We start from the raw sequence: 12,787 nt of genomic DNA, 5'->3' as shown, positions 1-12,787 counted from the left end.
ACCGAAAAGGCTCCGATGGAGCCTTTTTACTTTCCTTTCTTCTTTTTTTCTTTTCCGCGAGCAGATTTACTTCAAAGCTGAACGCAAACTTTGCGCACTGTGTAAAGGAATCGCAAAGCGATGCGCCACATCGCGTAGAGCTTCCACCTGAGCCGCGTTACTGATTGCTAATTCGCCTGCCACATCGACGTGGTTATTCTCAAACCCCACTCTCACATCGAATCCAAGTAACATCGCACTCGCTAAACAGTCTTGCTCTCGCGCGCCAAAAGCACAAATGGCACATCGAATTTCTTCCTCGACAAAACGCGCCAAATTCAAACCTCGTAAATCCCATGGCGAAGACTGTTGAGCTTGGTGATAACGCCCTAACACCACTAATGCATGCTGATGCGTTTTAGGTAACACGCCCGCATCACGCAGTTGGAAATAACGTTCAATGTCGGTTGCATCGTAGAGAATAATTTGGCTCACGATGTTGTGTTCTGCCACCCAATGGAAAAAGGCATGCCCTTCTTTCTCACTTGCGCGATCGGGGATTAACTCCCTCAATGCAAAAGAAGCCGCTTCTGGTTTCACAGCTTTAACTAACGCCATCTGTTGTGGCGGAGAATACAAGCCCACCGCCTCTGTGGTGAGCTGTACCATCATGTTTTGTCCCACCGCTTCTTTCACGGCATGGTAAATTGCCATGTTGTCGTCGATGTCTAATGAATGACGTCCGTTGGCGTCTCTAGCATGCAAATGGATCATGGCAGCCCCTGCCGTTTGACAAGCGATAGCCTCTGCAACCAGTTCGTCTGTTGTCATGGGTAAGCTGGCGTGATCGTGCTTAGTTTTTCTTGCACCGTTTGGGGCCACGATAATAGCGATAGGCTCTCGTATACATCGATTTTCTAATTCCATTCCTTCGCTACCTCTTTTAGCGTTAATGAGAGTTTGCCAACTAGCTCATCAATATGGTGAGGCTGAATAATGAATGGCGGCGCAAGCAAGATATGGTGCCCATTAACGCCATCAATCGTTCCGCCCATTGGATAGCACATTAAGCCATTTTCCATTGCTCGCTGTTTGATGCGTTTGTCTGCCAATGTGGCTTTACTCAGAGGCGCCTTGCTTTCTTTATCCGCCACCAGCTCAATGCCAAAAAATAAGCCTTTACCACGAATGTCGCCAATGTACGGTAAATGGGCCAATTCAGAAGTAAGCTCATTACGCAGCAAAGCACTTTGCTGATTCACCGCCGTTAATAAATCATCTTGGAAGATGGTTTGAATGGTTGCCACGGCAGCAGCGCACGCCACAGGGTGCGCCATAAAGGTATGGCCATGTTGGAAAAAACCGCTTCCACCGGCAATAGCTTGGTAGACTCGATCATTCGCAACCACCGCGCCAATAGGTTGATAACCCGCACCAAGCCCTTTAGCCATACACACCAGATCGGGGTCTGCCTCTTCTTGCTCAAACGCAAAAAAACTACCACTGCGTCCAACGCCACACATGACTTCATCCAAGATCAATAACACATCGTATTGGTCGCATATTTCGCGAATACGCTTGAAATAACCTTGTGTGGCAGGCACAGCTCCAGCGGTGGCTCCCACAATGGGCTCGGCGACAAAAGCCATGACATTATCAGCCCCCAACTCAAGAATTTTTGCCTCTAGCTCATTCGCCGCTCGCAATGAGTAATCCAATTCCGACTCATGACTCTGCTGATAACGATAAGCATAGCAAGGGGCGATATGATGGCTCGGGTGTAAGATGGGTTTGAACGGTTCACGTCGCCATTCATTACCTCCGACAGCCAGAGCCCCCAAGGTATTACCGTGATAACTTTGCTGACGCGCGATGAATTGCTTTTTCTCTGGCTTACCTGATTCCACGAAATACTGCCGCGCCATTTTTAGTGCCGACTCCACCGCTTCTGATCCTCCACTGACTAAATACACATGGTTGAACTGTTCAGGCATGTGCTGACAAACCAATTCTGCTAGGCGCTCACTGTTATCACTAGTAAAAAATCCAGTATGAGCAAACGGCACTCGCTCGATCTGTTCCAACATCGCTTTTTTAACGGCTTGATGACTGTGGCCAAGGTTTGATACCGCAGCCCCACCACAAGCATCGAGATACTGCTTTCCATGCTTATCGAATAGATAAACACCTTCACCTCTATCGATGATTGGCAGCGTGGCATGGCAGTGACGGTGAAATACGTAAGACATTTGAGTCCCTTCCAATGTGTAATACATGCACACATCATCAGGAACAAACCCAAACGTGACAAGAGAATAAATCTCACCCTCTATGAGCTTTTGGAATACCACAAACCAAAAACACCAAAACCCTTGATATTTAAACAATAAAATAAAAATAGGCCAGCTTTTTTAAAGACTGGCCTATGGGTAACCCAAAGCTAAAAAAAGAATCGTTTTACGCGTTTAGTGCCTGTTCTAAATCGGCTAGAATATCGTCAATATGTTCAATACCCACCGATAAACGAATCATCTCTGGAGACACACCAGCTTGTTTTTGTTCTGCTTCGCTCAATTGACGATGAGTCGTCGATGCAGGATGGCAAGCCAATGATTTTGCATCGCCAATGTTCACCAAACGCTTAAAGATTTTCAAAGCATCATAAAAACGCACACCAGCGTCATAACCATCTTTTAAACCAAACGACAAAATCGCAGAAGGCTTACCTTTCATGTATTTTTCGGCGAGATGGAAGTGTTCAGAACTTGGCAATCCGGCATAACTTACCCAACTGACTTTGTCATTCTGTTCCAAGAATTCAGCCACTTTGAGTGTGTTCTCGGTATGGCGCTCCATACGCAGCGGTAACGTTTCTAACCCTTGCATAAGCATAAATGCATTCATCGGTGATAATGCTGCTCCGGTATTACGCAGTGGTACGGTACGCGCACGCCCGATAAATGCCGCCTCACCAAACGCTTCGGTATACACCACGCCGTGGTAAGAAGGTTCTGGTTGGTTGAAAACAGGAAAGCGGTCTTTGTGCTGTGCCCAAGGGAATTTACCGGAATCCACAATCACGCCACCTAATGTGGTGCCATGCCCACCAACGTATTTAGTGAGAGAGTGAACTACGATATCCGCACCAAATTCGATGGGTTTGCAAAGCACTGGCGTCGCAACGGTGTTATCCACAATCACAGGTACGCCTTGTGCATGAGCAAGCTCCGCCACACGTTCTAAATCGATGATATTGCCCGCAGGGTTCCCAATGCTCTCGCAGTACACCGCTTTGGTATTTTCATCAATTAATTCGGCCAAACTTTCTGGCTTGTCATCTTTAGCAAACTTCACCTGAATACCTTGATTTGGGAGCATGTGCGCAAACAAGGTATAAGTACCGCCATAAAGTTGCGGCGTAGAAACGATGTTATCGCCCGCTTGCGCTAACGTCAGAATCGCATAGTTAATCGCTGCACTCCCCGCACTCACGACCAATCCAGCAATGCCACCTTCTAACGCCGCCATGCGTTTTTCCAGAACATCGTTAGTCGGATTCATGATGCGAGTGTAGATATTCCCCGGCACTTTCAAGTTAAACAGATCAGCGCCGTGCTGCGCGTTATCAAACTCGTACGCGACCGTTTGATAAATCGGTGTCGCGACAGATTTGGTGGTCGGGTCAGTTTCGTAACCAAAATGGATAGATAGCGTTTCGTCTTTCATGTTCTTCCCTGTCTTTCATCACTCAAATAGCGGCAAGCAAAGCACTTACCTTGCTTAAAACTTATATTGCCCAATTTTTCAACAAATAACGTAGGGATGAATCACAGAGATAAAACGCTAATTCAACTGTCCAAGTAACCAGTGACGAAACGTTTCTGTCGCATTCGTACGTGTGTTCATGATCAAGTAATACCCTGCATTGGCAGGAATCGGTTTGAATGGAGAAACCAAACGCTCTGTCGTCAATTCATCCTCAATCAATGCCATTCGAGCCATCGCAATCCCAACGCCAGCTTCGGCTGCAGACATTGCCATATCCGTTCGATTAAAAAAGTGTCCGATATCGGTTTTAAAATCCAACCCCATCGCTGACGCCCAATATAGCCACTCATAGTCACGCGTCGCTTTTTCCCATGGCATCGCATCGTGTAGTAGCGTCGCCTCTTGCCATTGCTTCACTGGCATTGAGTTTTTTTGCTCACCAAACAACGTTTTTAGCCAGCCATGATCCTCAAGGTATTTTGGACTCATCACCGGTAGCAGATGCTCATCCAAAATCAGCTCCGCGTTAGCATTTCTATAAGGATGAAGACCATAGTCAATTGCGACGTCATAGTCTTTTATCTCACTATTTACCAGCGCACCTTCCGCAAAGATTTGTACTTGGATATCCGGATTATCATGATGGAAGCTTTCGAGCTTTGGGACTAACCATTTGAAAGCAAAAGAAGGCGTCAACTTCAAACGAATTTCATTGGTTTGCTTTTCTACTTTGAGCTCATCAAGCAATTTGCTCAGTTCCGAAAAGTGAAACTGCGTCGCTTGGTGTAACTGAGTGCCTTTTACGGTTAAACGAATACCGCGAGAGTGGCGTTCAAATAAAGTAAAACCTAATAACGCTTCCAAATGAATAATTTGTTGGCTTATGGCACCAGTGGTGAGGTGTAAATGTCTTGCAGCACCAGTAAAGCTGCTGTACTCCGCGACTTGGCTAAATAGGCACAAACCACTTATCAGATTACTTTTCATCCTTGAGCCTATAGTTTTTCTAAACGCAGTGTGTAATTTATATCGATTGTTAACAAAAGGTAAAGAAAAGAAACTGAGCACTCTGATAAATGTGTGGAGTGCATCAATGGAAGTCATCGTATTAGGCAGCGGCGTTATCGGCTTAACCTCTGCTTGGTATTTATCTCAAGCAGGCTATCAAGTTACCGTCATTGACCGCCAACCAAGCAGTGCCATGGAAACGAGCTTCGCCAATGCCGGGCAGATTTCATATGGCTATTCTTCGCCTTGGGCTGCGCCTGGTGTTCCTGTTAAAGCCATTAAGTGGTTAATGGAGGAGCATGCTCCACTTAAAATCAAACCCACTCTGAATGCCGACATGATCCGCTGGGCGAGTAAAATGGTCGCGAACTGCACCCTACCTCGCTATCAAGTTAACAAGGCTCGCATGCTTTCGATCGCTAACCACAGCCGTGTTTGCTTAGAACAGTTACGCCAAGAACACGCCATTGAGTATCAAGGACGTCAGTTTGGGACCTTGCAAGTATTCCGAACACATCAACAGCTGCAAGCCATTGAAAAGGACATGCAGCTCCTTGAACAAAGCGGAACCCGATTTAAGCTAATGGACGTCGAACAATGTATTGAACAAGAGCCAGGGCTTGCACTTGTGAAAGACAAACTGGTTGGTGGCTTGCATCTACCTGATGACGAAACGGGCGATTGCCATCAATTTTGCCAACAACTAACGGAGCTTGCTAAGGCACACGGTGTCCGATTTGAATTCGATACTGAAGTAAGCAATTGGGTTACAGTAGGCAAAAAGATCATAGGTGTCCAAACGAACCGAGGACAATTTAAAGCAGACCAATATGTGGTGGCCTCTGGAAGCTACTCTACAGCGCTACTCAAGCAACTCGATATTGATATTCCGGTCTACCCTGTCAAAGGCTATTCACTTACCATCCCGATGGAAGATGAACACTTCTCTCCTCGATCTACTGTGATGGATGAAACCTATAAAGTCGCTATGACTCGATTTGATGACAGAATTCGCGTAGCTGGCACCGCAGAATTAGCAGGGTTTGATGCTTCCCTTCCACAAAAGCGCAAAAACACCATCGAAATGGTCATCCGTGATCTTTTTCCTCGTTGTGGTGACTTCAGCCAAGCTGAGTTTTGGAGCGGCTTTAGGCCAATGACGCCTGATGGCACACCAATTATCGGCGCGACTAAATACGATAACCTTTTTACTAACACCGGACACGGAACTCTGGGCTGGACGATGGCTTGTGGTTCAGGTCAATTGCTAGCAAGCGTAATGAAAGGTGAAAAAGCAAAAGTGATGGATAATGCAGAGCTTAACCTTTGTCGTTACTCCTGAGGACATGACTGAACAAAAAACAGGCAGACACTTACTCCACAAAATGCATAACCACTGGCATTTTTAACTCATCAAAATCGCAGCACATTTAAATGACAATGTGCTGCATAATTAATCATCAGGCAAATCTTCTACCTAAAAGGAGCAAATAAGCAACAAGAACCAAATTTTAACAACTACTCTCCATTCTGTGTTCATCATCACGCTACAAAGGATTTGTAGCTAAAAAAGTTAACAATTGCATTACATAAAGGGTAATGTATTGTGTGAAAAACAACCACAAACACAACTAACAGGGAAAATACTCATGCAGTCATTAGTTGATTTTCTGAATGGAATTATTTGGAGCCCGGTACTGATCTATTTGTGCCTTGGCGCAGGTTTGTTCTATTCAATCATGACGCGTTTTGTACAAATTCGTCACTTCTTTGAGATGTGGCGCTTATTACTTTCAGGGAAGAGTTCAACAAAAGGGATATCATCATTTCAGGCACTTGCCGTTTCACTATCTGGCCGTGTAGGTACAGGTAACATTGCTGGTGTTGCTGCTGCTATCGGTTTCGGTGGCCCAGGTGCCGTATTCTGGATGTGGGTCGTTGCCTTCTTTGGCGCTGCAACCGCATACGCAGAATCAACACTTGCACAAATTTATAAAGAAGAAGACGAAGGCGAGTTCCGTGGTGGCCCTGCTTACTATATTGAGAAAGCAATGGGACAAAAATGGTACGCTTGGATCTTTGCTATCGCGACCATCTTTGCTTGTGGTGTTCTACTTCCTGGCGTTCAATCGAACAGTATCGGTAACGCAGTAGAAGCCGCATTTGGCTCAGGTGACATGATTGAAACCGCTATTGGTACCTTCAGTTTTGCTAAAATTTTCACTGGTACGGTTGTTTGTGTCATTTTGGCTTTCATCATTTTTGGTGGCGTAAAGCGTATCGCGAACTTTACCCAAGTCGTTGTGCCATTTATGGCGTTAGCTTACATCATTACTGCGTTTGTCATCATCCTTCTAAACATTGGTGAGGTTCCACGCATTTTCGGCATGATCATTGGTGACGCGTTCACACCAATGGCAGGCGTTGGTGCAGCAATCGGCTGGGGTGTAAAACGTGGTGTCTACTCCAACGAAGCAGGTCAAGGTACTGGTCCTCACGCAGCAGCAGCAGCGAGTGTTGATCACCCAGCTCAGCAAGGTCTTGTTCAATCTTTCTCTATTTACATCGATACACTACTTGTGTGTTCAGCAACCGCGTTCATGATTCTTATCACTGGCGCGTACAACGTAAATGGTGCGATTGAAGGTACATTCCTGGTTCAAAACCTACCAGCGGATATTGGTGCAAATGGTCCTGTGTTTACACAGATGGCGATCGAAAGCGCACTACCTGGCGTGGGTAAACCATTCATCGCAATCGCTCTATTCTTCTTCGCGTTTACGACCATTCTGGCTTACTACTACATTGCAGAAACGAACATTGCTTACATTCGTCGTACGTTCAAAGTAAATGGACTGATGTTTATTCTGAAAGTCATCATTATTTCATCCGTGTTCTACGGAACCGTGAAAACCGCCAACTTAGCATGGGCGATGGGTGATGTAGGCGTAGGACTGATGGCGTGGCTAAACATCATCGGTATTTTGATCATCTTCTTTATGTCGAAGCCTGCACTCAAAGCACTGAACGACTACGAAGAGCAACAAAAACGTGGTGTGACCGATTTTACATTTAACCCTGTTGCACTGGGCATTAAAGGCGCAGATTACTGGGAAGATAAGTACCGACGTAAAACGGGTAAAGCACCAACGGCAGACAGCAATAGCGCAGAAACTGTTGAGCAACCATCAACATAGCGTTATCACATAAATAAGAAAAAGCAGTGGTCCGATTGAGGACATAAAAAAGGGGGATTAACCAATGGTTAATCCCCCTTTCTTCATTATGAGTAGCAGCTTAGGCGATAACCGCTTCAACTTTACGAGCGATTTTTGCTTTACCTACAGGTAACACTTCACGACCAAATTCGTTGTTCAGTACTTGTGCCATTGCGAAGTAAATTGCACTTGCGCCACAGAAGATACCCTCGAAGCCAGCGATAGCACCGATCACTTCGCTACCAGTGAAATCACGAGCAGCAAGCAAGAAGAACAGGATAGTTAGAGAGCCAAATACCACTTGCTTCGCTGTTGGGTAACATAGAGAACCAATGAACATGAAACCAGTGAAGATGCCCCAAAGCGCTAGGTACCAACCCATAAAGCTTGCAGGGCTTGCAGGAAGACCCATGTGAGGCATTACGATTAGACCAACCAATGTTAGCCAAAATAGACCGTAAGAAGTAAACGCAGTTGTGCCGAATGTATCACCGCGTTTAAAGCACATGATGCCAACGATTACTTGGCTAAGGCCACCGTAAAAGATGCCCATCGCTAGAATCATAGAGTCAATTGGGAAAAATCCTGCATTATGAATATTGAGCAGAATAGTGGTCATACCGAAACCCATAAGACCTAGCGGTGCTGGGTTAGCCAGTTTTGTCGACATGTACAAATACCTTTTTTCAAAAATGTTGATAAAAAATGCGCGCGAATTTTAATGGGCTCCAGAACAAAAGAGAAAAGCTGTTATTGAAAACTTAGATTCCATAAATAAACCACTACATATATAAAAAAAGACCCTGCAAAAAAGCAGAGTCTTTATAGATGGTTAGGTTGTTTTTTACTCGATCACTGACAAGAAATCTCGTCCCAGAACCAGTTGCTTTGCGTTGGGCTTTCCCACACTCCTGGGCCATTTTTCGCAACAAAACATTTGTTTTGGTACGTCACTTTATCGCCGTTAGCGACTTGCGTTACACCCGGCTCCCACTGAATAAAATTGCCTGTCACTGGTGGTTCTGGCTCGGTTACTGGCGGCTCTGGCTCAGTCACCGGTGGTTCAGGTTCCGTTGTAGGCGGCTCCGTAGGAGTGCCTGAAACCAGCTTCCAAGGGTCTCCTTTCGTTGGCTCATTACCTTGTGACCACCATTTCGCTTCGTAAACAGCACCTTGGTAAGAAACTTGATCACCCGTGTTATATACTTTGCCAGAATCCCAAGCTGCCACACCACCTACAGGCGGATCGACCGGATCCACTGGGTCTAACTTGTCAACTACACGAACTTCTGGCCAACCCGCATGAGATTGGTAGAAGTTAGTTACACATTTCTCATAGTCACCCGCAACTAGCGCAGAGTAAGCCGTTTGGAAACCAACAAGTTCACATTCAAAAGAGTGGCCTCCCGGACGATCTGAGTAGTATTTCCAGTTCCCATCCAAGTTGGTGTACAACACGTCTGTCGCACCATTCAGATTTAAGCTGCCGTAAGGCGTCTGCTGCCAACAGGTATTGGTCTCATCGGCTTCAATTGGAATTTGATAATGAGCGGCAAGTCCTTCCCAATAGCGAATACGGTTAACAGGTTGACCTTTATCTTTGTTTTGCTCTCCACACTCAATACCACCATTGATCACGTTGATGGTGGTACCAAAGCCGTAACCAATGCCAGCATCAAGCTCACGCTGTGAAGGCACCCAAGTACGGTCAATCACATGTAGCATTGCAGGTTTCGGTGCTTGTGGGGTTAGGAAGAACCAGATAGCCGATGCTAAGTTCAGCCACGAATCCGCAACCAAGCCTGGATTTTTCAGCAATACAGATGCATCGCCATCAAACATCACTTCAGAGAACGCGCCATAGTTAAAATGGTAAGAAAGCTGCTTTGCACCACGTCCAAAGTAACCTTGTCCAGACTCACATGGCCAGCGTTTGTTTTGCCAGTCATTTTGACCACAACCTGTTGTGTAACCTTCTTGCCCTTCAGACCATCCCATTTCTCGCACATGAACCAAAGCTTGCTGCCACTCTTCCAACCCTAGCGGATTATCCGATACGTTATCAATCGAAATATGGCCACCGGTTTCTTGTGCAAAGTGAGCAAACGCTGTCATGATCGATTTTTTACAAATTGCATCCGAATCACGACCGTCTGTGTACTCACCACAGAATGCAGGGAACTTACCAATTGCACGTAGGAAACGCGTGTAAGTGTATTCAGGTGCCGCCATTTGAGTCAGGAAGTCCCACTCACTTTCGGGGAATACACGCTCTACACGCTTCACGTTTTCTGGGTTGGTTGTCGCCCCTGGAACAATCGCTTCAACTACTGAGTTCGGGCGTGTCTCTAATGCTTGTGACCAAATGGCATACATAGGATCAGAAGTTTTGCTTTGCTCTACGGCTTGAACGTCACCACGAGCAATAACATAACCATTCGGATTTTGCGGATCGGGCTGAATATTCATACTCGCATTCACTTGTGCTGCTAAGACACAACTCAATGCAAGAGGAAGATGTTTGAGTGCAAACATGTCTAGTCTCCGGATTTCAACAATACAATATACGAGGAATAACTAGACATATAGTGGATCATATATACGAAACACCGAGCCAAGTACGTTGATTCTGCGAGACAAAATGAATAAATAGGTCCTCACACACATTTTGTCACAAGAAAAATGTTACCTTGACTCAAAAGAAAAGCGGAGACCCTGTGAGCCTCCGCTTTGTGATGTTTCTCTCTTTATTGTTCTGCCGAAACCACCTCTAGCTTCGCGGTTGACTTTTGTTTAGACAGCACAAAATAAACCACACACTGAGAAATAATTGCGGCAAGCACAATCACTGGTGAGGCGTTGATTCCAGCTAAAAGAAAACACCCCAATGCGATCATTCCATTGAGTAATGCGTAAGGTAATTGTGTACGGAAGTGCTCATACTGTTCACACCCCGCTCCTGTCGACGACAAAATCGTAGTTTCAGAGATGGGAGAACAGTGATCGCCAAACAAGCCACCAGATAATACCGCACCAATACAAACCAACAGTGGTGCATCAATCGCGACGGCAGTTGGGATCACTAATGGCATCATGATGGCAAACGTCCCCCAAGATGATCCCGTAGCGAACGAGATAATACCGGCCAGTAAAAACGCAACCGCTGGCAATAACCAGTAAGGGAAACCGGCTTGAGCTTGTTCAGCAATGTATGCAGCTGCACCTAATTCTTTCCCAACCGAGCTAAGCGCCCAAGCCAATACCAGAATCACCGCCACTGACATCATGTTTGACATCCCTTTCAGATAAACCTGAATACCATCCGAAAGCTTTCTTACGCCATAAAACGCCATCAGCGCAATTAAAGTGAAGGCCGCAAAGAAATATGCAGAAGAAAGTGCAGCCCTAAACGTTGATCCTGCCACTTTTTGAAATGGAAAACCGTGTGGCACGAGGATGGTACATAGAACCACCAGCATAACGAGCAAAGGTGCCCATACAAAACTAGATTTTGCATTTTTATGCGTAAACACATTCATGGACTCCTGCACTTTCCCAAAGTCGGAGCCCTGCTCTGCTAGTTGTTCAGCCTTCGCCATCGGTCCGAAATCTAATTTGAAGAAAGAGACAATCGGCACAATCGCGATCGCAAGAAAGGCGTAAAACTGATACGGGATCGCACCAATGAAAGCATCCCAATCACTCATACTGACATTCAGGGCAGTAAACTCTTTTTGAATCAATCCCATGATGTAAACGCCCCATCCGATAAAAGGGATCAAGATTGCGACGGGAGAGGAAGTAGAGTCGATAATAAAAGCTAATTTTTGGCGTGATACTTTTAACTTATCAAATAAAGGGCGAAAAACAGGGCCAACAATCAGTGGTGTACCAAGGTCTGAGAAGAAAATAACCACACCACCGAACCATGCGGACAGTTGAGCTTGGCATTTACTCGCCACCCATTGAGTAACCTTTTTAGCAAACGCCACACCACCGCCAGATTTCTCCATCAAGGCAACAAAGCCACCAATAAAGACCAAGAGCAAAATGACGCCCGCATTGTAGCTGTCAGTTAATTGCGGCAGTAGATAGCTTTTCATCAGTGCACTAAACGAGTCTAGTGGCCCTTTTTCGACAAATGTCCCTTCGAGCATAGCGACACCACTCACCATACCCGCGAATAAACCAACAACGACATTTCTTGTGGTCAGCGCGAGGAAAAGAGTAATAAGGATGGGAATGAGAGAGGTAACGTCAGCCTGTTCCATAGCAATACCATTTATGATAATTAAACAATTAAAATGAATATATATTTAATTTAACCGCATGTATATATCTCTCACAAAAAAGTTGAGCCACCTCTTCACAAACTTGAAGTACAAAAAAACCAGCCCGAAGGCTGGTTCTTATAAACTCAACTGTCTAGAGGAAAATTATTCCCACTCGAATATCAATGAGAATAAAATATACCTATATAACAGCTAGTTAGAAATGTGGTCATTATCGATACCATCATCTATACCATGCGCAGAATTTTTTTGATTTTTTGCGGCTCGTCGACGTTTTAGTTCGGCTTTGGCCCAGGCTGAGGATTCTTGCATATCACGACGAAGCTCTTGTATCTCTTCAACACTAAGCCGTCGCGGACCCGAGGTAATTCTATCCATCTTGTGCCTCCAACTTATAGCAGTACACTTTAAATGCATCAAGACATGAGTTACCAGTAAGAAACCTTGGGGATATTTTTAGATTGTTTTTCATACACATCTTGAAAACCATCAATACTGCCCAAAGATTGTACAACGAGGAAT

10 protein-coding genes are annotated in these 12,787 nt (G+C 45.4%); 2 read left to right on the top strand and 8 right to left on the bottom strand.

The window, feature by feature from the left end:
• Positions 1 to 66: 66 nt before the first annotated feature.
• The 4 genes from R7F07_RS18505 to R7F07_RS18490 form a co-directional block, all read right to left on the bottom strand.
• The gene (locus R7F07_RS18505) at positions 67 to 906 is read right to left on the bottom strand and encodes a 3-keto-5-aminohexanoate cleavage protein (RefSeq protein WP_047102133.1); all 840 of its coding nucleotides are present in this window, start codon (positions 904 to 906) and stop codon (positions 67 to 69) included.
• Positions 897 to 2,228, bottom strand: a complete 1,332-nt coding sequence (locus tag R7F07_RS18500; protein WP_025768868.1) for an aspartate aminotransferase family protein — start codon at positions 2,226 to 2,228, stop codon at positions 897 to 899. Before R7F07_RS18500 ends, R7F07_RS18505 begins: the two co-directional genes overlap by 10 nt.
• Before the next feature lie 208 nt (positions 2,229 to 2,436).
• The gene (locus tag R7F07_RS18495) at positions 2,437 to 3,705 is read right to left on the bottom strand and encodes an O-acetylhomoserine aminocarboxypropyltransferase/cysteine synthase family protein (RefSeq protein ID WP_171343011.1); all 1,269 of its coding nucleotides are present in this window, start codon (positions 3,703 to 3,705) and stop codon (positions 2,437 to 2,439) included.
• Between the two features lie 117 nt (positions 3,706 to 3,822).
• Positions 3,823 to 4,734, bottom strand: a complete 912-nt coding sequence (locus R7F07_RS18490; protein ID WP_137281744.1) for a LysR substrate-binding domain-containing protein — start codon at positions 4,732 to 4,734, stop codon at positions 3,823 to 3,825.
• Between the two features lie 106 nt (positions 4,735 to 4,840).
• On the opposite strand from R7F07_RS18490, the gene R7F07_RS18485 reads away from it, so the two are divergent.
• Entirely contained in the window at positions 4,841 to 6,097 is a 1,257-nt protein-coding gene (locus R7F07_RS18485) for a D-amino acid dehydrogenase (RefSeq protein ID WP_025768866.1), read from the top strand.
• A gap of 307 nt (positions 6,098 to 6,404) precedes the next feature.
• On the top strand, positions 6,405 to 7,952 hold the full coding sequence (locus R7F07_RS18480; RefSeq protein ID WP_005381681.1) for an alanine/glycine:cation symporter family protein: 1,548 nt from the start codon (positions 6,405 to 6,407) through the stop codon (positions 7,950 to 7,952).
• A 100-nt stretch (positions 7,953 to 8,052) separates the two neighbouring features.
• Here R7F07_RS18480 and R7F07_RS18475 read toward each other — a convergent pair whose 3' ends face one another.
• From R7F07_RS18475 to R7F07_RS18460, 4 genes are all read right to left on the bottom strand, one after another.
• Positions 8,053 to 8,643: an acetate uptake transporter gene (locus R7F07_RS18475; RefSeq protein ID WP_005381682.1), complete on the bottom strand. Its 591-nt coding sequence runs from the start codon at positions 8,641 to 8,643 to the stop codon at positions 8,053 to 8,055.
• Positions 8,644 to 8,825: 182 nt separating this feature from the next.
• Positions 8,826 to 10,508: a chitinase gene (locus tag R7F07_RS18470; protein WP_171343010.1), complete on the bottom strand. Its 1,683-nt coding sequence runs from the start codon at positions 10,506 to 10,508 to the stop codon at positions 8,826 to 8,828.
• Positions 10,509 to 10,720: 212 nt separating this feature from the next.
• Positions 10,721 to 12,244, bottom strand: coding sequence for a Na+/H+ antiporter NhaC family protein (locus R7F07_RS18465; protein WP_171343009.1), 1,524 nt, complete (start codon positions 12,242 to 12,244; stop codon positions 10,721 to 10,723).
• A gap of 213 nt (positions 12,245 to 12,457) precedes the next feature.
• Positions 12,458 to 12,643: a hypothetical protein gene (locus tag R7F07_RS18460; RefSeq protein ID WP_054867877.1), complete on the bottom strand. Its 186-nt coding sequence runs from the start codon at positions 12,641 to 12,643 to the stop codon at positions 12,458 to 12,460.
• Positions 12,644 to 12,787: the final 144 nt, after the last annotated feature.

The sequence above is a fragment of the Vibrio sp. YT-16 genome (genome assembly GCF_033337405.1).
In the GTDB taxonomy this organism is placed as follows: Bacteria; Pseudomonadota; Gammaproteobacteria; order Enterobacterales; family Vibrionaceae; genus Vibrio; species Vibrio alginolyticus.
Note: the sequence above shows the minus strand (reverse complement) of the source record. Positions and strands in the feature narration are given on the sequence as shown.

Bases quoted from the DNA above. Each gene is read 5' to 3' on its own strand.
- R7F07_RS18505 (WP_047102133.1), bottom strand. From the start codon at position 906: ATGGAATTAGAAAATCGATGTATACGAGAGCCTATCGCTATTATCGTG.
- R7F07_RS18500 (WP_025768868.1), bottom strand. From the start codon at position 2,228: ATGTCTTACGTATTTCACCGTCACTGCCATGCCACGCTGCCAATCATC.
- R7F07_RS18495 (WP_171343011.1), bottom strand. From the start codon at position 3,705: ATGAAAGACGAAACGCTATCTATCCATTTTGGTTACGAAACTGACCCG.
- R7F07_RS18490 (WP_137281744.1), bottom strand. From the start codon at position 4,734: ATGAAAAGTAATCTGATAAGTGGTTTGTGCCTATTTAGCCAAGTCGCG.
- R7F07_RS18485 (WP_025768866.1), top strand. From the start codon at position 4,841: ATGGAAGTCATCGTATTAGGCAGCGGCGTTATCGGCTTAACCTCTGCT.
- R7F07_RS18480 (WP_005381681.1), top strand. From the start codon at position 6,405: ATGCAGTCATTAGTTGATTTTCTGAATGGAATTATTTGGAGCCCGGTA.
- R7F07_RS18475 (WP_005381682.1), bottom strand. From the start codon at position 8,643: ATGTCGACAAAACTGGCTAACCCAGCACCGCTAGGTCTTATGGGTTTC.
- R7F07_RS18470 (WP_171343010.1), bottom strand. From the start codon at position 10,508: ATGTTTGCACTCAAACATCTTCCTCTTGCATTGAGTTGTGTCTTAGCA.
- R7F07_RS18465 (WP_171343009.1), bottom strand. From the start codon at position 12,244: ATGGAACAGGCTGACGTTACCTCTCTCATTCCCATCCTTATTACTCTT.
- R7F07_RS18460 (WP_054867877.1), bottom strand. From the start codon at position 12,643: ATGGATAGAATTACCTCGGGTCCGCGACGGCTTAGTGTTGAAGAGATA.